General features: G+C 43.9%; 22 protein-coding genes. 6 read left to right on the forward strand and 16 right to left on the reverse strand.

What is annotated here, in order from left to right; all coding sequences use genetic code 11:
- Positions 1 to 28 precede the first annotated feature (28 nt).
- The 5 genes from MKX30_RS05175 to MKX30_RS05195 all read right to left on the reverse strand — a co-directional run bounded on the left by MKX30_RS05175 (position 29) and on the right by MKX30_RS05195 (position 4,221).
- Positions 29 to 1,132 carry a glycerol dehydrogenase gene (locus tag MKX30_RS05175; protein WP_023989402.1) on the reverse strand — a complete coding sequence of 368 codons (1,104 nt, stop codon included), beginning with the start codon at positions 1,130 to 1,132 and terminating at the stop codon, positions 29 to 31.
- A 133-nt stretch (positions 1,133 to 1,265) separates the two neighbouring features.
- Positions 1,266 to 1,814, reverse strand: coding sequence for a GNAT family N-acetyltransferase (locus MKX30_RS05180; RefSeq protein WP_023989403.1), 549 nt, complete (start codon positions 1,812 to 1,814; stop codon positions 1,266 to 1,268).
- 200 nt (positions 1,815 to 2,014) lie between these two features.
- Positions 2,015 to 3,001, reverse strand: a complete 987-nt coding sequence (locus tag MKX30_RS05185; RefSeq protein ID WP_341062553.1) for a ketoacyl-ACP synthase III — start codon at positions 2,999 to 3,001, stop codon at positions 2,015 to 2,017.
- A 31-nt stretch (positions 3,002 to 3,032) separates the two neighbouring features.
- Entirely contained in the window at positions 3,033 to 3,383 is a 351-nt protein-coding gene (locus tag MKX30_RS05190) for a hypothetical protein (protein ID WP_013311042.1), read from the reverse strand.
- 184 nt (positions 3,384 to 3,567) lie between these two features.
- On the reverse strand, positions 3,568 to 4,221 hold the full coding sequence (locus MKX30_RS05195; RefSeq protein WP_023989405.1) for a cell wall hydrolase: 654 nt from the start codon (positions 4,219 to 4,221) through the stop codon (positions 3,568 to 3,570).
- 457 nt (positions 4,222 to 4,678) lie between these two features.
- Here MKX30_RS05195 and MKX30_RS05200 point away from each other — a divergent pair, with 457 nt between their 5' ends.
- On the forward strand, positions 4,679 to 5,344 hold the full coding sequence (locus tag MKX30_RS05200; RefSeq protein ID WP_341062554.1) for a cupin domain-containing protein: 666 nt from the start codon (positions 4,679 to 4,681) through the stop codon (positions 5,342 to 5,344).
- 112 nt (positions 5,345 to 5,456) lie between these two features.
- Positions 5,457 to 5,687 carry a hypothetical protein gene (locus MKX30_RS05205; protein ID WP_023989407.1) on the forward strand — a complete coding sequence of 77 codons (231 nt, stop codon included), beginning with the start codon at positions 5,457 to 5,459 and terminating at the stop codon, positions 5,685 to 5,687.
- Positions 5,688 to 5,876: 189 nt separating this feature from the next.
- Here the strand turns inward: MKX30_RS05205 and MKX30_RS05210 are convergent, their stop codons facing one another.
- The gene (locus MKX30_RS05210; protein ID WP_013371969.1) at positions 5,877 to 6,005 is read right to left on the reverse strand and encodes a hypothetical protein; all 129 of its coding nucleotides are present in this window, start codon (positions 6,003 to 6,005) and stop codon (positions 5,877 to 5,879) included.
- A gap of 168 nt (positions 6,006 to 6,173) precedes the next feature.
- On the opposite strand from MKX30_RS05210, the gene MKX30_RS05215 reads away from it, so the two are divergent.
- A complete protein-coding gene (locus MKX30_RS05215) occupies positions 6,174 to 6,440 on the forward strand; it encodes a DUF2642 domain-containing protein (RefSeq protein WP_025719729.1) in 267 nt (88 codons plus the stop codon).
- A 71-nt stretch (positions 6,441 to 6,511) separates the two neighbouring features.
- Here the strand turns inward: MKX30_RS05215 and MKX30_RS05220 are convergent, their stop codons facing one another.
- Complete coding sequence (locus MKX30_RS05220) at positions 6,512 to 8,056, reverse strand: GH25 family lysozyme (protein ID WP_340959343.1); 1,545 nt, start codon at positions 8,054 to 8,056, stop codon at positions 6,512 to 6,514.
- Between the two features lie 239 nt (positions 8,057 to 8,295).
- On the reverse strand, positions 8,296 to 9,321 hold the full coding sequence (locus MKX30_RS05225; RefSeq protein ID WP_160789551.1) for a YeiH family protein: 1,026 nt from the start codon (positions 9,319 to 9,321) through the stop codon (positions 8,296 to 8,298).
- 118 nt (positions 9,322 to 9,439) lie between these two features.
- Between MKX30_RS05225 and MKX30_RS05230 the strand changes: the two genes are divergently transcribed.
- Entirely contained in the window at positions 9,440 to 10,327 is an 888-nt protein-coding gene (locus MKX30_RS05230; RefSeq protein ID WP_023989411.1) for a LysR family transcriptional regulator, read from the forward strand.
- 64 nt (positions 10,328 to 10,391) lie between these two features.
- Here MKX30_RS05230 and MKX30_RS05235 read toward each other — a convergent pair whose 3' ends face one another.
- The 7 genes from MKX30_RS05235 to MKX30_RS05265 all read right to left on the reverse strand — a co-directional run bounded on the left by MKX30_RS05235 (position 10,392) and on the right by MKX30_RS05265 (position 18,522).
- A complete protein-coding gene (locus MKX30_RS05235) occupies positions 10,392 to 11,969 on the reverse strand; it encodes a glycoside hydrolase family 43 protein (RefSeq protein WP_028540502.1) in 1,578 nt (525 codons plus the stop codon).
- Between the two features lie 16 nt (positions 11,970 to 11,985).
- Positions 11,986 to 12,942, reverse strand: coding sequence for a pectinesterase family protein (locus MKX30_RS05240; protein ID WP_069080404.1), 957 nt, complete (start codon positions 12,940 to 12,942; stop codon positions 11,986 to 11,988).
- A gap of 25 nt (positions 12,943 to 12,967) precedes the next feature.
- Positions 12,968 to 13,852 carry a dienelactone hydrolase family protein gene (locus tag MKX30_RS05245; RefSeq protein WP_069080403.1) on the reverse strand — a complete coding sequence of 295 codons (885 nt, stop codon included), beginning with the start codon at positions 13,850 to 13,852 and terminating at the stop codon, positions 12,968 to 12,970.
- A 23-nt stretch (positions 13,853 to 13,875) separates the two neighbouring features.
- Complete coding sequence (locus MKX30_RS05250; protein WP_340858372.1) at positions 13,876 to 15,237, reverse strand: glycoside hydrolase family 28 protein; 1,362 nt, start codon at positions 15,235 to 15,237, stop codon at positions 13,876 to 13,878.
- A 131-nt stretch (positions 15,238 to 15,368) separates the two neighbouring features.
- Entirely contained in the window at positions 15,369 to 16,889 is a 1,521-nt protein-coding gene (locus tag MKX30_RS05255; protein WP_028540499.1) for an extracellular solute-binding protein, read from the reverse strand.
- A 28-nt stretch (positions 16,890 to 16,917) separates the two neighbouring features.
- A complete protein-coding gene (locus tag MKX30_RS05260; protein ID WP_023989417.1) occupies positions 16,918 to 17,541 on the reverse strand; it encodes a YesL family protein in 624 nt (207 codons plus the stop codon).
- A gap of 21 nt (positions 17,542 to 17,562) precedes the next feature.
- Complete coding sequence (locus MKX30_RS05265; RefSeq protein ID WP_023989418.1) at positions 17,563 to 18,522, reverse strand: ABC transporter permease; 960 nt, start codon at positions 18,520 to 18,522, stop codon at positions 17,563 to 17,565.
- Between the two features lie 269 nt (positions 18,523 to 18,791).
- On the opposite strand from MKX30_RS05265, the gene MKX30_RS05270 reads away from it, so the two are divergent.
- The gene (locus MKX30_RS05270) at positions 18,792 to 19,691 is read left to right on the forward strand and encodes a carbohydrate ABC transporter permease (RefSeq protein WP_028540498.1); all 900 of its coding nucleotides are present in this window, start codon (positions 18,792 to 18,794) and stop codon (positions 19,689 to 19,691) included.
- Here MKX30_RS05270 and MKX30_RS05275 read toward each other — a convergent pair.
- The gene (locus tag MKX30_RS05275) at positions 19,688 to 21,949 is read right to left on the reverse strand and encodes a helix-turn-helix domain-containing protein (protein WP_053325758.1); all 2,262 of its coding nucleotides are present in this window, start codon (positions 21,947 to 21,949) and stop codon (positions 19,688 to 19,690) included. The genes MKX30_RS05270 and MKX30_RS05275 overlap by 4 nt on opposite strands.
- Positions 21,950 to 22,117: 168 nt before the next feature.
- Here MKX30_RS05275 and MKX30_RS05280 point away from each other — a divergent pair, with 168 nt between their 5' ends.
- The gene (locus MKX30_RS05280) at positions 22,118 to 23,614 is read left to right on the forward strand and encodes a GDSL-type esterase/lipase family protein (protein ID WP_341062556.1); all 1,497 of its coding nucleotides are present in this window, start codon (positions 22,118 to 22,120) and stop codon (positions 23,612 to 23,614) included.
- Positions 23,615 to 23,632 lie beyond the last annotated feature (18 nt).

The following is a 23,632-nucleotide window of genomic DNA, read 5'->3' on the forward strand; positions in this document are numbered from 1 at the left end:
AAACCCATTTTCGTGATTTAGGAAGAAACTATTCTTGATAGGATTCTGCTATTGCATTCGCTGCAATGATTGCATTGTACACGTCAGCAGGACTAACCGGGAACGGCATGTTGACCATTGTATCATTCGATGCACAAGCAGCTTCAGCCACTTGGCGCCATTCAGCCTCAACAAATTCCTCTACACCCAAGTCACGAAGCGTCAATGGAAGGCCTACATCCTTAACCAGTTTAATCACGGTTTCCAGTTCTTCTTTCGGTGCATTTTCCAGCACTAGCTGGGTTAACAAACCGAATGTAACTTTCTCACCATGCTGTGCTTTATGAAGCGAAGGAACAGCCGTCATGCCGTTATGAATGGCGTGTGCTGCTGCCAACCCACCTGATTCTGCACCAACACCGCTCAGATAAATGGTAGCTTCAATCGTATCCTCCACCGCACGAGTATATACTTTCCGATCCACAGCACGTTTGGCCTTCACAGCATTTTCCAGCAACGTATCATAACAAAGACGAGCAAGTCCCAATCCTGTAGTGGAAGGCTTGTTCAGAACCAGGTTATCCCCGTTAGCCTGATAGCAAGCACGAGCTTCAAAATAAGTGGCCAGTGCATCACCGATTCCAGCTGCAAAGAAACGTGCAGGCGCTGCTGCCAGAATGCCTGTATCCGCCAGTACAACGTCTGGATTAGTAGGCAGGAACAGATATTCATCAAAAGAGCCATCTTTTTTGTATATAACCGCAAGCGCGGTACAAGGAGCATCTGTAGAAGCAATCGTTGGGAAAATAACAACAGGCAGCTTTTCATAATAAGCGGTTGCCTTGGCGGTATCCAACGTTTTTCCCCCGCCAATCCCTATGATAATGTTCGAACCATGTTTACGCACCAATTCACGGTTACGATCAATCTCTTCTTTTGTACATTCATATTGGAATTTCTCGAAGACCACCTGGTTACCAGCTGCTTCAATTGAAGCACCCGCCTCCTTTTGGGCCCTTTCAAGTATGAACTCATCACAAATGACAAAGGCTTTATCGCCATAATCCTTAATATAGTCATTTAACGACGAGAGTAGATTTTGTCCAGAAATAAATTTCTTGGGTGAAGTAACGGACCTTACAACGTTTGCCATGTAAATTCCTCCTCAGCTTTGACTCATACTCAAATTAATAATGATTTGGGCATGTGACCCTTTAACTATAAACCTCTTTTCACGTTATTAAAAGGCTTATTATGGAATATTTTATGAACAAATTGTGTATCTATTATACTTGAACAGTCGAGCGCCATTCAGAATACAGGATACCCATCATGATACGATCATAACTGTTACCATCACGAAGAACAGCAGAACGAACTCTACCCTCAAGCTGGAACCCCGCCTTCTCATAAGTTCGGATCGCTTGTGTATTGTACTCAATCACATCCAAGCCGACCCGATTTAAATTGAGCTCATAAAACGCATAACGAAGAATGAGACCTACAGCTTCTGCCCCAAAGCCCTTGCCACGGTAGTCCGTATTACCTATACCTATTGCCAGCTGTCCGCTGCGATTATTCCACTCAATTCCGTGGATAGCAACAAATCCGATCAAGACATCATCTGCCAATGTTCTTAATCGAAAATAGACCTCGTTAGAGCTGGGAGATCCTTCTGACTCCATCTGTTTCAACGTGTAAGGGAGCGCCAAATCCGTATCTACATTTCGCAGATACTTCGCATCCTCACCCCATTTGAACATCACTTCGGCATCTTCTTCCCTGACTGCGGCCAGTTTTATTCGTTCCCCATAAAATAAATTTTCGATCTTAATGACTCTTCAGCTCCTATTATGAATTGTGTGCCATGTTTTCCGTCATAATTGTCATGCTATCCGATGTCCGCAATATAAGCTCTCCCTTTTAATTCAATGTTTAAATTTTACAAAATAATCAAACATAACACAACCAAATCATTACAGTTGTCATTGTGTGATACACAAAAAGACCTTGCAGCTGCAAGGTCTTCATATTCCTAGTATTTAAATAACATAGCAACCAGTTGATATCCAGCTCCAATCGTCCAGAACAGTACATAATCACCGCGCCGGATACGACCCGATTCAATACCTTCATATAGAGCAATGAACGGGCTACTGGTACCTGTGTAACCATATCGATCACCCACATAAATCATTTGGGCATCCTCTAGCTCCAAGTGATCCTGAATCTTCAATACATTTGCTAACGAGAACTGAGACAGACAATAAGCCCGTACATCCCGAGGCGTCAGCCCATTCTTTTTTAAAATGCGTTCAAGCAGATCAAATGTAGGAGGCAAGGCCATATTGGCGTCGAACGGAAGCCACTGAATATATTTTCCGGGGGCGTTCCTTTGGAGTGTCGCCGCTAACCCCTGAGCCGGGTACAAAATTTTATCTATATTGACTGGGTCCGTAAAATACATAGAATCTATAAATCCGGTGTCTTCTTCTGTACGCTCTAAAATAGCCGCACATGCAGCATCTCCATAGTTCGCATAAGCAATCCCATCCTCCGGACCGGAAATGAGTGAATTATAATCCGAACCGATAATAAGCGCTGTCCGCACGTCAGGATTAGATAACATCGACCGACTGACTTGATCGACAGCGACTGTCATCCCTGCACAATTCGCGTTGGAATCCATCACGGCCACATCATGTCTGGCCCCAATCGCCTGGTGAACAAACAATGCATTCATCGGAAACAGTGACTCAGGAACTTGAGTGGAGAACACGATCATATCCACGTCACGGCCTGTCATACCAGCCTGTTCCAGAGCTTTTTGCGCAGCCGCAATTCCCATTGTTAGACCGTTTTCGTTCGGATCATCAATGATATAACGCTGTTTTCTACCCATATGCTCCATGAAGCGTCGAATATCTTTGCCCTGCTCGTCAAAATGGCGAACATAGTATTCGTTATCCAACGAATGGGACGGATGATACACACCCAGTGCTTTTATTTTGATATGGCTCATCAGGCTTCCCCCTTACACATACATCAGCGCATTATTGTACAACAATATCTACGTTGTTTAATCCTGCTTCGCGTGCTACTCGACCAAGCTGCATTTTAATAATGGTTTGTTGAAGGCTGATGCCAAAGATTACTTTGGTAAATCCAGTTTCTTTATAACGTACAAATGAGCCCTTCAATTTTTCCACTTCTCCCGGACCCAAAAGTGCCATCTGGGTACAATCTACCTTGAGTGTAAAGCTGGACGCCTGAATGGATGAGGTTTTGGCTACATAATCTTTTACAAAGCTATCATACTCCTCCTGGCTAAAAACTCCATTCACCGCCATATGTACCGTTTTCATGGCTTGATCTACTTCGATAGTGTAAGGATGTTGACTCATTTTAGAAGGACTCCTTTAATTTCATTTTTTTGTCTATTAAGAGTATCGGAATAATAGGTAGAATTTTTAATATTAAATCAGATAATTCACCACTAAAATATTACAAATTTGTGAATATAAAAAACCGTCACTGCTCCTAGAAGAAGCAACTGACGGCTAGAAATTTGCGTATTCTCATATGAAATTAATTCGTAAACGTATGGCGACCGAGTGAGATGACAGCCGGGCGACTTTTACTCCATTTGGCTGTAGCAATGGCCGGGTTGTAATAAAACAAGGACCCATTGGTCGGATCAGCACCATTAAGTGCCTGTCTGGCTGCACGGTACGCAGTCTTGTTGGGTTTCAGGCGGTATTGACCATCCTGTACAGCGGTGAATTGACCAGGCTGCAAAATAACGTCCGGGATCGAGCTTGGAAACTCACCGGACTGAACACGGTTTAATACGACAGCGCCGACAGCCACTTGACCTTCAAACGATTCCCCGCGAGCCTCAGAATAAATGATACGAGCCAGTTGATCCAGCGCGGTTACGCGCACCTCTCCGAAGGATTCCAGCTTGGCTTGTGTAGCCGCTCCGGCTACTCCATCAGGTGTCAGACCGTTATCCCGTTGAAAACGAGCCACCGCTTTACTGGTCAGAGAACCATAGTACCCAGTAAACCCAGCCTTGAAATAACCGAGCGAATGAAGCTGCTGTTGAAGCTCCAGCACCCGTTCGCTTTGAACCCCTTTCTTCAAAGCTGACGTTTGTGCTTGTGCTTGTCCTGGTGCGACTGACAATACAGTACCTAACATACATGCGCAGGACAGGATTAAAATAGATAACTTTTTCATATTCCAGACAACCTCCTCTTTCATGTTCTGTCCGGTGCAACCATTCCGGCCTGTACAACTCAGGGACGTTTATCCGATGATGTTTCTTATGACATAACTTATGCCTAGCTGCAGAAATGACGCGTGGCTACATACGGAATGGGACAATCATGCTTTCACACGTCCGTTGCAGTATACCATAAGCCGCATTTACGTATCATCCGGCTCTGATCCTAAGACTACCCAAGCAAATAAAACGCCATCCCTAAAGGGATGACGTGTATTAAGAACAATGGATCATGTTCTGACCACACTTGAATACGTGACTTTTTTCGCTATTTTTCGCTTCAACTTGCCCGGGACCGGAGCCTGATTTCTACTAATTCAAATCACATATCCGCGCACACATACATGGGCGTATGCATAGGGTAGCGTACGATCATCAAATTTCGAATAATAGAAAGGCAGGAAACGACGCGTGGATTCATATATGGATTACACCTCCCCTACTGTACAATTTACCTATGATTTAAGAGACAATGTTTTGTTTCAGAAGGATGCTCAAAACTCGATCAACGAGCTGTCGATCCAGCAGCTGAATACATTGGCGAATGTATCGCTGCTGGATATTCGCCTTAGCACAGCTAATGTTGTGGAGCCTCACTATCACCAAAATGCCACAGAACTGGTATACTGCATCTCTGGAGCAGTAACCGTGTCACTGATTAACCCCTTCACCCTCGAGTTACGACATTTTCCGATCACACCTGGCCAAGTGGCTAACGTTCCTCAAGGATGGTGGCATTATCTGGTCGCCACGATGGACAACACTCATTTGTTGACCATTTTTAATGCTCCGACCCCTGAATTCATACTGGGCTCCGACATTTTGCGGCTAATGCCAAGTAACATTCTGGCTCATACTTACTGCCTGAATGAGAATAAGATTCAGGAAGCACTCGCCCCAATTAAAAAGCCTGTCATCATCGGTCCTCCCAATGACTGCAAGCAGCAGCCCCCCCGAAAACCTGGGATACATGTAAGGCTTGCCGATACTTCACCCCACCCTCAGGTCGCCCCCCAAAGAGGTTACGCCCATACCAATGGATATCCTGGCTTCTCTTTTAATCCCTATCAAGAATAGGCTAACTCTAGTCAGGCCTTAAGTTCGAGGGAATACCTTTTCCCTGTATGTTCGCCGTTACCATAAGACCGTCCCTCTCATAAAATGCCAATGTATAAGAGGGGGTGATGGAATGGACGCTTATTACAACTGTTTGAACTGCATGAATAAAAAAGTGCGTATTCTCACCGTTGACGGAAAACAGTACGAAGGAACCATTATGGATGTGGATCGTAATAATGTGTACTTAAAAAAAGAACGGAACGGACGTGTACAAACGTCTGCCTTTTATCCTGGCTACGGGTATGGGAATCAAATCTTAACTTTGAGCTTGTTCACCCTGCTGGCGATTGCGTTAATTTAATCTCTGTTCCATTGTCCGTTCCTGTCTATAGATGCCAATGTACCTCAAATGACAGCTGCCCAGCCCGGCACAGTTTGTGTAGGGCCTGTACGCTGTTATTTGAGGTGTTTTATCATACGTTCCATCCTCTAAAACACTTAACCCCCCATCGGTTATATACCGATGGGGGGTTAAGCTACTCATTTCAATTTAAACCCATAAAGACTTAGTAATGATAACGAGCAAAATGAACAGTACCAGGATAGCTCCTGTCGATGTCCATACTCCTGGGTAGCCCCCTACTGAACCGCCACCACAACCTCTTTCACATTCACTCATGGTCATTGCCTCCTTCAATTCAAGGTACAACATAGCTTATGTATTGAGCTTTCCTATGGACCGGGCTTTTCGGCAATGTTATGAATGTTTTCGCTGATGGGCATTAGCCTACACCTTTCCTAGGCAGGAGCATAGGATAACACAACTAATCTTGAAGGAGTGAAGCAATTGAATTCAAATCAAATGCTCAATTACAACGTTAATCAACCTTTTCCTCACCATCCTACCTCTCACCACGTCGTGGTGCACCCTGTAGATCCATACGTCGTAGAAACATTAAAATCGGTGATCGGCAAGTACGTTGTACTTGAGACAACACGTGGCAGAATTGATGGATGCGTAGTCGATTGTAAGCCCGACCATGTCATTTTAGATGTATACGGAAAAAAATTCTTTGTTCGAATCAGCGAAATCGTATGGATCATGCCCAACTAAACAAATCAGACATTAAAAATCCTCGCAGATCCCGTTCCGGATTCGCGAGGATTGATCATGATATGATTTGGCTAATCGAGCTCTCCTGCCAGTGAAGCCCGGAGTTCATCTATCGTTCCGTTGTATTCATCCAAATCGACTTGGCCTTGAATACCCGGAACACTGCCTGTGCTACTGTACTGCCAAGCCCACCAGTTATTCCAAGCTGGAACCGCGGTCGGCTTTTGCGTAGTGCTGTATCGGGCTACCCACAGTTTATACATAGAAAATGTAGGATCAAACTTGGAAGCAAAAACATTGCCCGTGTATACGATTGGCTGACGCCCGGTAAGCCTCTCCATTTCATCCAAAAAGGCATGAGCCACTTCACTAATTTGTGCAGGAGTAAGACCTTTGGGGTTATTTTCATAGTCCATCACAGGGGGCAGATCTAGCCTGCCTCCTGCTGAATCTATAGCCCTGGCAAAATTAGCTGCTTCCTGACGAGCTCCATCCGCGGTAGTAGCATTCAAAAAGTGGTAAGCGCCAACCAAGATGTTAGCATCTCTGGCACCCTGTACATTTATCAAAAATTGATTATCTTGATATTTTGTGCCCTCTGTAGCTTTAATAAAAGCAAATGTCTTACCTGCCGCTGCCACTTGCTGCCAATCAATATTGCCATTATAGTGTGAGACGTCAATTCCTTGCGCGTGTCCATCAGAAGAAATCGCAGGTACAACAGGTATGGTAGGTATAACGTCCTCGGTAGTTGATGGCTCCTCCGTTTCCTGATCCAACGCTATAACAACCTTACCATCATCCGCATTGAGTACATGAAAGGGTGTGCTGTGATTAAGATCAACCACAATACGTACCGATGCGGGGGTTGTACTAAACATGGAGTATCTTACTTGGGAAACATCTGGATCTTCAGTGACTGGAAAACTTCCTTGTCCACTACTGTCAAATGATTGCGATGCTAGAAATTCCTCAGAAAACGTTGAACTAGGTATGTCTACAACAATACGGTCTGCATGAGTCAACGTAGTTACTTTGGGGGTTGCTTTTCCATTAACAGCTATAGTCAATTGGTGATTAGCGAAGCTAATTTGGTTTATAGCTGTACGCGCACTCTCTTTAGGATTACTTACAGCTGAAGTAGCAGAATGATCATGAGTGGACTCGCTATTGTCGCTTGAAGTAGGCGGAGTCGTCAGGAACACAGTTTTAAGCTCGTTGTTCCAGGCCACATCAATCCCTGTCTGTTCAGACACAAAGCGAAGCGGAACATAAGTCGTCCCCTCTCTAAGCAAAGGCGCTACAGCCAATCCCATTTGATGATCATTGACAGAGGCTATGGGATTGTTGACCTGAAGACTGAGGTTAAGATTTTGCTTATGTATAGTTATGGTCCCTGTCTTGGACTCCCAATTCACGCTATAACCCAATTCCTCTACAATGAGACGGAGTGGAACCAGTACATTCCCCTTTACTTCTTGAATCTGAACACCTTTGCCAACACTTATATCTTTACCATCCAACTGAAGATGTGAACTCGAAGATGCAGCATGACTTTCTCTTGGAAATGCTAGTAGAAACAGAAACAAAAAAGCAAATAAACAAATTTTCTTCATTATGTACCCTACCATTCTCTAAATTTTCGCTTATGAAATTCTTGCACTCTATGATTCTCAGGACCTCCATTTTGATAGACGCGAATCATATGTAAAAAGTTACGATTAATTCAGTATATATTTCAGTCTTATCATACAAAAGTACTAAAAAACTCTGCCAGCTATACAGCAAGCAGAGCTTTTTCCAGTTTTATTAATCTAGTTTACTAGCAATCTTATCACAAACGAATACTTCATGTTCACACTGTTAAAAATGTTAACCCTATAAGAATGATCGAAGTAACAGACAGTACCAGTAAGGGAAGCATTGCTTTCTCCCGCAAAGCCTTAAAGCTCACATTCAGCCCCATGCCTACCATAGCCATCGTTAACATAAAGGTGGTAACTTGAGAAATTCCGTTCGTCAGACTAGATGGAACTACAATATATTTTCCAAAAACATAGCTGCCCACAATACTTGTAGCCATAAAGCCGATGAGGAACCAGGGGAACTCCACTTTAGCGTCTGTATGAATTTTTCCAGTTCGTTTCATCCAAACCATTAAAACAAAGCTGAGCGGTATGAGTAAGAAAACACGCCCCAGTTTGGCTAATAAGCCCATTGCAAGTGCATCCTGTCCGGCAGGCGCTGCAGCTAAGGCCACATGTGCAATTTCATGTAAACTGATACCCGACCAGATTCCATATTGCATATCCGTCAAAGGAAGCCAGGGCCGAAGCACAGTAAACAAAATGGCAAATACCGTTCCAACCAAGGCAATGAGTCCTACCCCTATGGCTGTATCCTCATCTTTGGATTTTAACAAGGGAGAAACCGCTGCAATCGCTGCTGCACCGCAAACTCCTGTTCCAATACCAAGAAGAAGCGAAAGCGAAGCATCTGCCTTGAAACGTTTTGCCAACCAAACCGTAAAAAAGATGGAAAATACAACAGTGCCCACATCACGCAAAAGTAAACCAAGTCCATGATGAATGACAACATCCATGTTCAACTTCAGCCCAAATAACACAATAGCTCCACGTAGTATTTTCTTTGCTGAAAACTCAACTCCCAAGCGCACAGCTTCAGGGTATCCCCACAACTGTCGGTACAGAATAGCGAGAAACATGGCACAAGCCAATGGACCTACATAATGAAAGCCTGGCAATTCGTTCAGGCCATAGCCTGCCAAAGCAAATAACATCGTGAGGACAATGCCAAATATACGCTGGAATAATCGACCTCTGTTCGAAAATAATTTGGTGTGTTGTGTATGACTGTTCATGGTGAACCCCTCCAATTCTACATGCATCCAGCTTAATATGGTTTTTGTCATAAGAAAAATAAATCATTATAATAATGATAATAAGCAAATAGATATGATGAATTTGGAGGAATGGGCCTTGGACCAATCTTTAATCGTATTTGTTATGGTCGCGGAGAAACAAAATTTCACACGAGCTGCCGAGGTGTTACACATGACCCAACCTGCGGTAAGTCAATATATTCAAACGCTGGAACGTAGCGTAGGAACCCGCCTCCTGGAGCGTAGCAATAAGTATGTACGCTTAACCAAAGCAGGTGAAATTGTGTATCATCATGCTCAGGAGATTATCCGTCTCCATACACGGATGCAGTATTTGGTGGACGAGCTGATGCATACAGCAAAAGGAAACCTGTCGATCGGCGCAAGCTACACGTATGGCGAATATGTGCTGCCGCATGTGATCGCGCAAATGAGGGTCCGGTATCCACTCATTCAGCCCTCCATTACCATCGGCAACACCCAGGAAATTGAAAAACTCATGATCCATAATCAACTGGATGTAGGCATTATCGAAGGAGAATTTCAGCATGACCATTTACACATCGAATCATTTGCTGATGATAGAATGTATATCGTCGTTCCGCAAAATCACCGTTTGGCTGGTAAATCTCAAGTGGATGTAAGTGAGCTGCAAGAGGACATCTGGATTCTGCGGGAAGAAGGTTCTGGAACCCGGGAAGCGGCTGAAAAAATGTTTGCACGGTTTCAGTTCTCCCCTTCTCATATGATGAATTTTGGCAGTACACAGATCATCAAAGAGTCTGTAGAAGCAGGCTTGGGGATTTCTTTGCTGTCCCAATGGGTCATTCAGAAGGAACTTGCTCTGGGAACATTAAAAGTACTGGATATTCGTAATCTTCCGGTTATTCGAAAATTCTCCTTCCTAACTCCTTCTTCGACATTTGAAACGAAAGCAAGCACCGCTTTTTTGGAGATTTTGCGAAGTTATAATGTGAAAAGGTAAAGTGCAGAAACAACGAAAAAAGCACCCATTAAGGTGCTTTCAACATAATCATTATCATGTTTTTTTATGAGGAAAGATGATCCTTACCATGATAGAAGAAATGAGAAAAATCAGCGTAGCTTCCTTGGAATTGTTGCATATCATGAGCAGCAATACCTACAAAATTTCCTGTAAAACCCCCGGATAAAAAGCTGATATCCTGCATTTCAAAAAGCCGCTTCCAAGCAGGTTTGTCTCCGACTCCATAATAAAATTGCCCGTGGGATGCATGGACTTCCACAGCTAAATGTATAGGAAGATCGTCCTGAAGCGTAATTGCTTGAGGAACTAAGGTAAATGTATTGGCTTCACATCGCATCATGCGCAGTACCTTCCCTTGCCCCTCCTCATAGCTAATATAGGCATACAAATAATCTTCTTCATTAAGGTACAGTAGTAGCCCCGCCATTTGTAAATAGCTTGTCGGCTTATACTCCAATGCTGTTTCTACCCGGAAATGATGATCCGTTTGCCGAATGGCAAGCACGTGATGCTGGAACAGACTTTGAATGGATTCTCCAGCCAGAATGCGAAGGTAGCCTGGGCGCTGGCTTAATGAACACCAGCTATCGTCCGCCAGGATACGCAATGTGTTCCACGTTTTATCTAATGTGGGTCCCTCGAAAAAATCCTCAAAAACATAACTCTGCTGCTCTTGCTTAACCGAGAACATCCCTTGAGGTGCGGGTACCTCCAATTGAGGTGTATGGCCCCCAGCAGTTAATCGGAGCCAGCCTTCATCATTCCAGTACACTTGCTGCAAGGCTGTTTCCCGTCCTAAAATGGCATATTTCCCCTCTACTGGACGTGTGCATAAATGAGCCATGTACCATTCGCCGTCTGGTGTTTGTACAAGACTGCCATGTCCTGCGCACTGTAACGGGAAATCAAGTTGATCACGTGACGTAAGCATTGGGTTGTGCGGGTCTACTTCATATGGCCCGGATATCTGCTTCGAGCGTGCTACGGTAACGGCATGCCCCGTACCCGTTCCGCCTTCCGCTGTAACAAGATAATAATATCCGTTTTGCTTGTAGATGTGAGGCGCTTCTGTTTTCTTTAAAGGAGTACAATCAAAGATTTTAACAGGCTCGCCAATGAGCTGTTGTTGCTTGCTGTCATACTCCTGCATGACTATACCGGAAGATTTATTGCTTTCCAACATGCGGTAATCCCACAATGCGTTCAACAGCCATTTACGTCCGTCCTCATCATGAAATAAAGACGGATCAAATCCGCTACTGTTAAGATAAACGGGGTCCGACCACGGTCCTTGGATCGTAGGCGCCGTCATCACAAAATTATGAACATCCTTGAACGGACGTTTGGTGCTTTTCACATCCGTATAGAGCAGATAAAAAAGGTCATCTGCATAGCTAAGCTGCGGTGCCCAAATGCTACAATTTTTAGGATTACCTCTTAAGTCAACCTGATCGGTCAAAATATCTGTGCAATGCTCCCAATTTGCCAAATCTTTGGACTGGTACACCCGCACTCCAGGCAGCCACTCAAACGATGACACCACAATATAGTAAGTATCTTCGACACGTGTAATACACGGATCGGGATTAAAGCCTTTTAATATGGGATTTTGGATCATCATGAGACCTCACTTCTCCTTACTTCCAAAATGTAACTTCAGCAAAAAACTGTTCCTTGCTCCATGCTTCTGTTCCCGCTTCAAAACAATCCGCCCACGGAACACGCTGCTTACGTAACGCAGCAACTTCATCGTGTCCGTTATATTCCTGATAACAGACGGTTTTCTCGTTCGCAACATTGTCCCAATTGTCCCAGCCACGTGGGTCAATATGATCGCCCATTTTACAATCGACAAATACGGTCTTGGCATACTCCCGCCACGGACGCCCCAAAAAAACCGGGGTAATATCAGGCTCTGCAGTTAGGTAGCAATGGTTGAATACATAACCATACGCTTGTCCTTGCGGCGTAGAGGCAGCTGTAACGTAGCTCGTTTGGTTCTTATGATGGCGTAAACTGCGAATTTCGCAATCTTCAAAATACGCGGTAGCCCCACCAAAAATAAAGTCCACCGTACCCTCTATATAACAATGCTGATAGAGCTGCCGATAGTGCCTATGATGCTCCTTCAAATGGATTCCACCAAACTGGAGTCGTTCTTTCGGTGCAGGAGGTAAAGGGCCTGTAAATAAAGTATCCTGGTGCCCTTTAAAGGTACAGTTTCTAAAGACCGTTTCATCACAATGAGCGTATACCGCAACAGCCTGCCCAATGGCTTCTCCCTGTCCTGCCGTGTTGGAAATCGTGAGATTTTCCAAGATCAGATGGCTACCGCCTAAAAATAAAGTAGGTGTCGCAAAGGTCCCTATTTCCTCACCCGCTTCATCCCGCTCCTTGGCATACCGATCCATTCGAATCTCTACCTGCCCGATGCCTATAATATGAAGATATGAACGGTAAATTCGTACCTCTTCCTCATAAGTACCTGATAAAATAGTTAGCGTTTCCATTTCGTTGGAAGCCGACTGCTCCAATACAGCAATCGCCTCCTGAATCGTATGGAAATCACAAAAGGATTCTTTTCCAACTAGCATGGTTACCCCGATCCCTTCATTTGATTTACAGGTGTTCGGCTAAAAATAACTGCCACGCCGTTCGCATTTCCAACGTCTCCATATGTCCACCGCCCGCAATCACAGGCTGCCAATGCTCAGGGTGACCTGCCTCCTGGTAAGCTTCCAGCAGCCCTTTTGCCAAATGCTCGACTCCTTCAATAGGACACATCCGGTCATTTTGACCTGTTATACTCATCCGTGGACGAGGTACGATCCGCTTTTGAATATCCAAGGTGGTAAAATGCTTCAGCAAGCCGGGGACATAGGAGTAGAAGCCATGATGGTCCAATCCCCTTTTGGCGATCAGCGTATGGGCATCTACCTGTCCACAAATATCAACCGTGACCTGTATCCGTTCATCTAACGCAGCCATCCACCATGCCATGAGTCCACCCATCGACATACCGATTGTTCCGATACGAGAAGCATCAATGTCCTCACGCTGGCACATATAATCCACCAAACGACGGTTATCATACAGCATCATGCCCCACAGCACTTGGCCCTGCCAGAGCATTTCCTTTACCAGCTCGCTCTCGGTTTTGCCTCCACGTTCATTAAATCCCCACATGTCAATGCAGCATACACAGTACCCCATGTCTGTCAGAGTTGTAGCAAACGAGGGCTGCTGTAAGTAAGAACTGCTATGGATCAGTTCCTTGCGCCCGTTCGTATAATTGCCTCCATGCGAATGGTTAAAAACGACCAATGGGAACGGACCGTTCCCTTGTAAGGGTGTAGCTACATAAGCGGGTACAGACTCGATCCCGTTCAAGTCCAGCAGGAGACACTCCAGTCGATATCCCTCACGCTCTTCTTGATTCAGCAGAGTTGCCGTTACAGGGCGATCTGCCGGAAGGTCTCCCAACAATGCTTGCAACTTATCCACGTTGTACCTCCTTTCATGCCCTCCTAATTCATCATATTTTGTTCAGAAGGTTGTATCGTTACTTGTTCTATCAGCTTTTCGGGCTGAGCTGTATTCTTCGAATGGCAACGATTGATTTCAACGTCTTCCCCATTTTCAATATAAAAGGCAGGACCTTCATGATTCTCAATCGTCACATGTTGAAAACGAATATCCTTCACGTTACCTAGATAAAAACCACGGTTGTTCATATCTTCTATCCCTGTCATCATGGCCGGACGACCGGGAATTGCATTTTTAGCCATAGAAATATCAATATTGGAAAATGTGATTTCAGCAATATATCGTTCTGCAAGTCCGTATAAGAATCCAGCAGCCGCATGAACCTGTCGTGCCGTAATATCGGAAAAATGGATTCGTCTAAAGCACGGGGTTTCATCGGTAATCGGATAGGGATTTTTGTCCCACACATATTTGTCTTTGCCCCGAGGGCCGCAGAAATAATAAAGATTCAGAATAAATGGACAAATTACATCTTCCATCACAATGTTGCTGACGCGAATATCCTCGATGCTTCCGCCACGTCCTCGTCTGGATTTCAGACGTATGCCCCGATCCGTTTGCTTGAACACGCAATTGCTGATCGTAACATTACGAATGTCACCACTCATTTCGCTTCCCAGTACGACTGCGCCATGTCCATGCACCATCGTACAGTTGGTAATCGTAATATTTTCACATGGAATTCGCTCTTGTGTATCTTCGGTTCCTGCTTTGATCGCAATACAGTCATCGCCCACATCTATATTGCAGTTGCTAATACGAACATTGGAACAGGATTCAGGATTAATGCCATCCGTATTGGGGGAGTCCGCCGGGTTAAGAATGGACAAATTATCAATTGTAACGTTATAGCAAGCGATGGGGTTTACAGTCCAACTGGGGGAATTTTTTAACATAACATCTTTAATGGTAACCCGCTGACAACGGTCAAAGCTGATTAATTTGGGTCTCGGATACTGTAACTCCTCTGGATGATTGCGGTGCTTTTCCCACCACGGCTGACCATTTCCATCCAGCGTTCCGCTACCTGTAACTGAAATATTCTCAAGGTTCTGCCCATAAATGCATGACGCATGCACTTCCCGCTGAACGCCTTCCCATCTGGATTCTACTACAGGGTAATCAGCCAGTTCCGTACTAAAGGACAGAGTTGCGCCAGGGCTTACATGCAGCTCAATGTTACTTTTCAGAAAGATAGCACCTGTCAGATACGTCCCAGACGGAACAAAAACGGTTCCTCCTCCAGCATTGCTGGCCGCTTCAATCGCAGCCGCAATCGCTCCCGTAGCCAGCGTCGTGCCATCCTGAACTGCTCCATAATCTACAATGTTATACAATTGCATTTCGTTCTCTCCTGTCTTTATATTTTGTGAATGTTAGATCCATTTTGTATTGGAAAAGCATAAGCTGCCCCCGGATTTCAACATCCAAGAAATTATTCAAGGAGTCTGGGGGCAACAGCCATGCTCAGCTATTATTTTTTCGTTTTCTTATACGCTTCCTCGTACTCAGCAGTAATCCGTGATCCACCGGAGTTTTTCCAGTTTTCTACGGCTGCTTTAAATCCTGCTTCGTCAAGCTCACCCATAATAAATTTGAAGGAGGCGTCGGTAATGATTTTCTCCAGCTCTGTTCCTTGCTCATTAGCGGTGACTGAATCCAGTGGCACGGTTGGGTCCAGAACAGCAAATTCATTATTTTCTCGGACTAATTCATTAGCCAGTTCCTTTTCTGGATTGGCATCTTTTAAGTTGTAGGTCACTTCACTTGGTCTGGAGCTTGAAAACGGCTGAACATCTGCTTGCCACAAATCTGTATTCGTAATTTTGAAGGCTCCATCTTTTTCGATCTTATAATGAGTGCCTTCTATACCGCCGGTCATATACATATATACATCTTTGTCAATTAAATCATCTACAAATTGCAGCAGTCTCTTCAACTCAGCTTCTGTTTTTACTTCGGATTTCGGAAATGCCAGCAAACCTCCTACTCCGCTTCCCTCAGACCATACGTGGTATTTGCCATCTCCATTCGAAATCTTGTTAACCGGTACCAGCTTCAGCCCCTTTTGTAAGCCTTGGGACAAGGTTCTGAGGTTAGAGATATCGATCATACCTGTATAAATACCTGCTTTACCTTGTGCAAATTGTTGTTGCTGGTCCGTTTTAGCGGTTACAGCAAAGTCTTTAGAGAGATATCCGTTTTTGTATAATTTATTGGAATACTTTAAGGTCTCCAAATATTGAGGAGTATCAAATTCCGGCGTAAATTTTCCGCTTTCATCTACTTTCCAGCCATTAGGTGTGCCAAAGTAGGAACTTAAAGTTTTGAAGCTGCTGTAGCGTAGATCCGATCTGTCAACGAACCCAGTCGTATCATTTTTTCCATTTCCATCCGGATCATCTTCTGTAAACGCTCTCGCAACTTCATACAACTCATCCAGTGTCGTCGGCACCTTCAGTCCCAAGCGATCCAGCCAATCCTGGCGAATGACCAGACCCGCCCGAGCCAGATTCTTCTGGAACGGAACGCCATACAGTACCCCTTCAATGGATGCGGCTTCCCGAACTTCAGGCGGGATTTTCTTCAAATTTTCATAATCATCCAAATACTTTCCTACATCCCAGAATAGCCCTGATTTCAAAGAGCTTCGTACTGAAGAATTTGTCATCATCGTCAGAGTCACCATATCGGCCAATTCGCCGGATGCAAGCGCGGTAGTGATTCTCTCTTCTTTGGAAGCGTCAGGCACCCAATTGAACGTGATTTTAGAATTGGTGTATTCTTCAATTTTGCTTTTGATCGTTTCTGTAGGCGGAGAAGCTGTATGCAATACGTTTAACCAGGTAAATTCCAGTTTGGACTTCGGATCATAGGTTTGGCCGCTTTGATCCTCAGCTCCCTTGTCACCGCAAGCAGCTAAAAAAACACTCATGACCATTAGTACAGCAAGAAGGCCCGATACTCCCTTTTTCGTCGTGATTCCCTTTTTCATCGTGTTTGCTCCTTTTCTGTTTATATATTTATGCCATATCTTCCTCTTTCACCAGAACCTCTCGCTCTATTTTGCTGAACACCTGATGCGTCATCCACATCACGAGATAACCCATAATACTTGCTCCGGCAAAAGTTAGAATTCCTGGGTACAAGCCTAGAATCAATGCAAAAAGCACGACAATGGCTACAAAAAGAACAAGCGTATATTGTAAATACGAAAATCCAATCACTATCGACATTTTGACCTTCAGTCCGATACCTTTCCAATCATAGTGAGCCAGCAGCGGGAAAATGTAGGCCAAAGAGATGAGATACAAAAAGGCTCCAATAAGCGTCACCACACGAACATACCAGGACGAGACGTTGACTATATCCACGTAGAGCACGTAACCCACAAGGCTGTAAAGCCCGCCAATGATTGCTGCTTCTTTAAAGCTTTCTCTAAAGTAACGTACAAACGTCGAGAAAATGGCGACTTCCTCATTGCCCCGAATCCACTGCCTTAAAATACTAAGCATAGCAACGGTTGCAGGCCCAACGCCTATAAAACCCAAGCCCAGAATCGTCGCAACCGTCCAAAGCAAGTTAAGGTAGACCAGGCGCAGCAGGCGCATGCACCATTTGTTCATGTTTTCTACAAACCGTACCATTTTGCATCCTTCCCGTCGTCATTAGTAAACGCCGTCTTCACCAAATTTCTTGGCCAGTCGATTGGAGCCCATAATCAGGATTAACCCTACTACACCTTTAAAAAGTCCTACCGTCGTACTGAAACTTAATTGTCCATTCTTTAAGCCCGCAGTATAAATGTAGGTGTCAAAGATTTCGGCAACCTCGCGGTTTAATGAGTTCAATAGCAGATACATATGCTCAAAGCCCAAATCCAACGTGCTACCGATCTTCAAAATTAATAATGTAATAATGACTGGGCGGATCGCAGGCAAGGTAACGTGCCATGTCTTTCTCAGGCGTCCAGCTCCGTCCATCTCTGCTGCCTCATACAATTGCGTATCTACCACTGTAATCGCAGATAGATAAATGATGGTAGACCAGCCGAGTTCCTTCCAAATCACTTGCCCGATGTAGACGGTTCGCAGCCATTGAGGAGAAGTTAAGAAGCTGATCTTCTCACCGCCCAGCGCGGCAATCATTTCATTCAGCACCCCACCGTCTACGGTTAGGAATACATAAGAAATCGAAACAATGATAACCCATGACATAAAGTGCGGGATGTAGATAATGGTTTGAATAATGTTTTTAAAAAACATCTTCCTAACCTCGTTCAGCATGAGTGCCAAAATGATGGGCAATGGAAAAAAGATTACAATGTTCAGCGCAAACAAAACCAGTGTATTACGAAGCAGCATAAAAAACGTAGGCTCGGTAAACAAACGAATAAAATGCTTCATTCCTACCCATGGACTGCCCGTGATTCCCTGAAAAGCTTGATAATCCTGAAATGCAATCACCAATCCCCCCATAGGAAAGTACTTAAAAATAATGAAGTACACCAGTCCGGGTAAAACCATTAAATAGAGCAACTTGTGTTTCTGCATTCGTAAAAGGCTTTCTGTCGTTCTTTTGTTCTTTTTCATTTTCATGTTTGGTGCGGGGACACTTGAAACTTTCATTAGTTCGACCTCCTTCAAACGTTCCTGTATACGTTTTCAAGAGTACGCGATTTTCAGCATTCCGCATATAATCATCAAATGATAGCGTTTACAAAATTGAGTATACAGCCTACTTTTCAACCTTTTCACCTTAGCTAATGATTACAACACAACCTAATGATCATCCGCTTTTCTCCATGATTAGAGAACACCTCAAGATTTGATTATATACGGAATTCTTTCCTCTTGATAAGGTTGACATGTAAACGATTACGAGGAGGTCAACCACATTGACGCAACCATTACGAAAACAAAAATTACGAAAAAAAGAATCGCTGGGCAGCCGTATTTTCAACATTGTAAACAGTACACTATTGATTCTCATTGCCCTCACTTGTCTCTTACCTTTTTTGAATATCATCGCCAGCTCTTTTGCCTCAACTGAAGAAGTGATAGCCAAGAAGTTCATTTTATTCCCCGTTACTTTTTCCTTGGATGCCTATCGCTATATTCTGTCGACTCCCACCATTTTTAGAGGTCTCGGGGTTTCGGTTGGAGTAACGGTCGTCGGTACAGTTGTAAGTATGATATTTACTGCTTTTATGGCTTATGGATTATCCCGAAGATATCTACTTGGCCGCAATACGATTAACTTCATTGTCGTGTTTTCTATGTTGTTTAGTGGGGGGATGATTCCGACATTCCTGGTTGTAAAAAGCATGGGGCTTATCAATTCGTATTGGTCCTTGATTCTTCCCGTGGCCATTAATGCGTTTAACCTGATTATCATGCGTAACTTTTTTCAGGCGCTGCCAGATGATTTGGAGGAATCAGCCAAGATGGACGGGTGCAACGATTTTGGTATCTTCTTTAAAATTATGTTGCCGTTAGCCCTGCCTTCTATTGCAACCATCTCTCTATTCTACGCTGTTGCCTACTGGAATACGTATATGCACGCCATTCTCTATATTAATGATTCTGCCAAATGGCCGATTCAAGTCTTGCTACGTCAAATTGTAATCGTTTCCAGTGGTATGCAGGCAGAAGGAACTGCTGTAGATGTCATCCCGCCTGCGCAGACGATTAAGATGGCAGTCATTGTCATTGCGACCGTTCCGATGTTAATCGTGTATCCATTTGTGCAAAAGCACTTTGTCAAAGGAGCTTTATTAGGAGCGGTTAAAGGCTAATTGGCTTGCTTCATCTTTCGGTAAGCTCCTGGTGTAACCTGTTCCTTTTTCCGAAAAGAGCGGATAAAGTTTTGCGAATTATGATATTGCAGTCGCTCAGCGATTTCTTTAATCGTCATATCGGTCTCAACAAGCCATTTCTTGCCCATTTGTAACCGGTAGCCCATTAGATATTCACTAAACGTCGTTCCGTATTCTTTTTTGAAAATGCTGCTTAAATAATTCGGATTGTAATGAAGTCGGTCTCCAATGAGTTCTAATGATAATTCCTGGTCATATTCAGCACGGATAATAGCCGCAATTTTCTCCGAGAGACAGCGGAATTGCTGATTGGTCTTCTCCTTCATGCTTTTTACCATGGGGAAAATAACTTGCTCTATCAGCATACGTTCTATCTCTTCCGGGTTACGGATGTCCAGCAAACGATGATACAAGGCATGGTTGTCTTGCGTCAGCAGCACTTCAATCCCTAATAGCTGCTCCAATTGGATGAGGTTATTCACAAACCGTACCAACAGCACTTCAAAGTTCATGGAATGATTGTTTTTTATCATCATTTCCTCCAATAAAGAGTGCACGGTATGGTATACCTGCTCTTCGTCCCCTATTCGGATGGCATCAAACAGTTTTGATTCCAATTCCGTAGGATAATGAAGCAGCACCGGACCTGAAATGACCATGGAAATATCTTCATAAAAAATAATTGATTCTTTGCCTAAATTTAAACGGTGATGCAAAGCTTGCTTGCTCATCTCACAGGCTTCTTTACTTTCTAATAAGTTATCATACGCCGTACTAATGCCGATGCTGATGGATACATTCAAATACTCTTTTACGTTTCGAACCAAAAGGGTCGCATCATCTAGGACTTGCTTTCTCATTTCCTGTTCGCTCTTACCTGTCAGAATTAATATGGTGGCCTGAGTGTTATCGTTCAAAATGATGGGAAGCATTCGCTGCTGCTCTGGAATCGTTTCTTCTACGATTTTATTAATAGCCAGCAGCAAAACATCTTTATCCGAGGGCTCTCGATCTCCCAGATTATCCAGTTGGACTAACAAGGTAATATACATTTGATTCTCGATCGGCGGATAACCCAAGCGTGGCATTTTTCGTGCCAATTCCTCTGCAGAAATACGTTTGCGGAACAGGTTGAGAATCAATTGGGTTTCCAACTGTGGCATTTCGGACTGAATGAGACTTTCCAAGCTTTCTTTCTCGGTTACAATGTTATCGATTGAATTAATAATCCATTCAATTTCATTTTTAGAAGGTTCATTTTTGAAAGCGAAATTAGGATTTTTAGGCAAGCTTCGTTTTATTTGCTGAAATGGCTTTGTAAAGTAAATGGCAATGAAGTACGCCACTACCACCATTAAGAGCGTTAATACAAGTCCCATCATGATGATCCCAAATTTGGTCGTTTGAAAGGCATCCGCAATTTCTTTCTTATCTAATACCGTTAAGTAAGTCCAATTGTTGTAAGCAGATTTGGCATAAATGACTTGTCGTGCAGGCTGCTGATCCGTTTTCTCCAAAGTTAACATACCTGTGTTGTTCGGCTTCACTGCAGCTTCTGAAATATGCTGAAGCTGTTGGGTGGACAATAATTGTTCAGCAGGCTGGGTTTCATACATTAAATCGCCTTGTTTATTCAAAATAAAAACAGCCATATGATCCTCGGTTTGAATCGTATGATTTAACGTTTGCAGCGAAATATCCGACAAAGCAATGGCTTGCTTCTTCTTAGAGAATACAGGCAAGGTATTAACAAAACGAATTCCTTTATCTGTTTTAACCCAGAATAGTCCCTTCTCTTGGTGGTCGATATAGGTACTAATCAGCTTTTCTCGTTCCGTTTTCGTCAAATAGGACAGGCTTCCATTGGAGATTCTCCAATTCTGATCCAGACTGATTAGCGAATATTCCGTCCCCTCTAATCCCATCGTAGCAATATAATTGAGCTGAGTATTCACATTCCGATACGCTATAAAATCTTTTTCTGTAATGGGATTTTTCACAACATCATTAAAGGAACTGGTCGTGCTATACGTATTAAAAGCATATTCAATCGTTTGAATTTTCTGCTCCAGACTATTTCTGATCTGTGCCATGTAGCTTTGCTTGGTATTGGAAACTCTCTCCACAACGGAGCTAATTGTTGTAAAATAGATGTAGCTGCCAAAACTGGCCACCAATCCTATTCCCAAAACCAGAATCGTAATAAAAATAGTATAGAACATTCTTCCTTTTTTCATTGCGCTCCCCCTCTGGCTCTTTGCATCACAACAAAATTATAGCGCTTTCATAACAAGGTTTAAATCATTTTTTTCACGTGTGCATTATTTTTTACATCCGTATCATTCCAATTTAAGTCGATTTTGTTTGGTTTGCGGCAGTTAAAAAGAAATTTGGAGGAGTTATTTATGTTACATGTTGTTAGTCCTAAAGAACCGATTGTAAAAGAAGAATTTCCGTCAGACACTTCCTTTCTCTCCCTCTATCCCGTAGCAGTTCGTGAAGCTCGTCCTTTTATATTGGTATTACCTGGCGGTGGCTACGAGCATTTGGCCTCACATGAAGGAGAGCCTATAGCCCGATGGTTGAATGATCTAGGTATTCATGCGGGTGTGCTGGAGTATCAAGTCGGCGATTTCGAGATTACTTCCTTGTTGGAGGATGTAGAACATGCTCTGCAATGGATTCGCCAAACACCGCATGACTGGCTAGTCATTCCTGATCAAGTGGGGCTCTTCGGTTTTTCTGCAGGCGGTCACTTGGCCTCCATTGTCTCCACTATAGGGACGGTAAAGCCAGATCTTCTGTTGTTGGGATACCCTGTAATTTCATTTCATGAGCCTTATACACATATCGGAAGCCGTACACATTTTTTAGGGGAACAGCCGACGCTGGAGCAGCTTCAAGCCTTTTCATCCGATCGGCAAGTAACTTCACAGACACCTCCAACTTTGATGTGGACTACAGCCAATGATGGCGCTGTACCGGTAGAAAATAGTCTGTTGTTCGCTTTTTCATTATCCAGAGAACGTATTCCGTTTGAACTGCATGTATTTGAGGAAGGGCGACACGGCTTGGGGCTGTCAGAGGACAACCATGAATGCCATCAATGGCTTAATCTGGCGGAAACTTGGCTTCAAAAACATGGATATGCTCAGGCAAGGCAACAGATGACAACTCGACTGTTTATCGCTGGGGACTCCACTGCAGCTCAAAAAGGGGCTACCGAAAAACCGATGACAGGCTGGGGCGAACACTTGCAAAGCTACTTGGCACCGTCTGTTCATGTGGACAATCGTGCCGTCAATGGACGAAGCACCAAATCTTTTATAGCAGAAGGCCGGTTAGCTGATATTGAAAAAGATATTCAAGCTGGAGATTATCTGTTTATTCAATTTGGACACAACGATGAGAAAAAAGAAGACCCCACTCGCTATACCGATCCTGATGGAGAGTATCGTCAAAACTTAATTCAATACATTCAGTCCGCTCGGGAGCGTGGTGGAATTCCAGTGCTATTGACCTCTGTAAGCCGCCGCCGCTTCAAAGCAGACGGTGAACCTGATCCGCTGGCTGTAGGAGCCTATCCTGCTGCCATGAGACAAGTAGCCGCGGAAACCAAAACACCCCTGCTCGATATTTTTAAAGCTTCTCAGCAGCTATATCGTTCAATGGGTAAAAAAGAGTCACAGCAGCTATTTATGCATTTGCCTGAAAAAACGCATCCTAATTACCCCGCTGGTGTAACGGATAACACCCATTTTTCTGACGAAGGAGCCAAACAGGTCGCCCAGCTTGTAGCGGAAGCAATTCGACAGTGTGCGGAACTGTCTGCATTAAAACAACGTATGGTAGAAAGGAATCTAGACAGCGATGAGAGGCTTGCACACCAACTTGTCAACTGATATCAAGAACTAAATAGA

Source organism: Paenibacillus sp. FSL P2-0173 (assembly GCF_038008045.1).
Taxonomy (GTDB): domain Bacteria; phylum Bacillota; class Bacilli; order Paenibacillales; family Paenibacillaceae; genus Paenibacillus; species Paenibacillus polymyxa_B.

What these genes read in the sequence shown, in the direction of transcription:
- MKX30_RS05220 (WP_340959343.1), bottom strand. Translation starts at nt 8,056, where the DNA reads ATGAAGAAAATTTGTTTATTTGCTTTTTTGTTTCTGTTTCTACTAGCA.
- MKX30_RS05205 (WP_023989407.1), top strand. Translation starts at nt 5,457, where the DNA reads ATGGACGCTTATTACAACTGTTTGAACTGCATGAATAAAAAAGTGCGT.
- MKX30_RS05240 (WP_069080404.1), bottom strand. Translation starts at nt 12,942, where the DNA reads ATGCTAGTTGGAAAAGAATCCTTTTGTGATTTCCATACGATTCAGGAG.
- MKX30_RS05190 (WP_013311042.1), bottom strand. Translation starts at nt 3,383, where the DNA reads ATGAGTCAACATCCTTACACTATCGAAGTAGATCAAGCCATGAAAACG.
- MKX30_RS05175 (WP_023989402.1), bottom strand. Translation starts at nt 1,132, where the DNA reads ATGGCAAACGTTGTAAGGTCCGTTACTTCACCCAAGAAATTTATTTCT.
- MKX30_RS05210 (WP_013371969.1), bottom strand. Translation starts at nt 6,005, where the DNA reads ATGAGTGAATGTGAAAGAGGTTGTGGTGGCGGTTCAGTAGGGGGCTAC.
- MKX30_RS05195 (WP_023989405.1), bottom strand. Translation starts at nt 4,221, where the DNA reads ATGAAAAAGTTATCTATTTTAATCCTGTCCTGCGCATGTATGTTAGGT.
- MKX30_RS05250 (WP_340858372.1), bottom strand. Translation starts at nt 15,237, where the DNA reads ATGCAATTGTATAACATTGTAGATTATGGAGCAGTTCAGGATGGCACG.
- MKX30_RS05235 (WP_028540502.1), bottom strand. Translation starts at nt 11,969, where the DNA reads ATGATGATCCAAAATCCCATATTAAAAGGCTTTAATCCCGATCCGTGT.
- MKX30_RS05265 (WP_023989418.1), bottom strand. Translation starts at nt 18,522, where the DNA reads ATGAAAGTTTCAAGTGTCCCCGCACCAAACATGAAAATGAAAAAGAAC.
- MKX30_RS05275 (WP_053325758.1), bottom strand. Translation starts at nt 21,949, where the DNA reads ATGAAAAAAGGAAGAATGTTCTATACTATTTTTATTACGATTCTGGTT.
- MKX30_RS05280 (WP_341062556.1), top strand. Translation starts at nt 22,118, where the DNA reads ATGTTACATGTTGTTAGTCCTAAAGAACCGATTGTAAAAGAAGAATTT.
- MKX30_RS05255 (WP_028540499.1), bottom strand. Translation starts at nt 16,889, where the DNA reads ATGAAAAAGGGAATCACGACGAAAAAGGGAGTATCGGGCCTTCTTGCT.
- MKX30_RS05185 (WP_341062553.1), bottom strand. Translation starts at nt 3,001, where the DNA reads ATGAGCCATATCAAAATAAAAGCACTGGGTGTGTATCATCCGTCCCAT.
- MKX30_RS05260 (WP_023989417.1), bottom strand. Translation starts at nt 17,541, where the DNA reads ATGGTACGGTTTGTAGAAAACATGAACAAATGGTGCATGCGCCTGCTG.
- MKX30_RS05225 (WP_160789551.1), bottom strand. Translation starts at nt 9,321, where the DNA reads ATGAACAGTCATACACAACACACCAAATTATTTTCGAACAGAGGTCGA.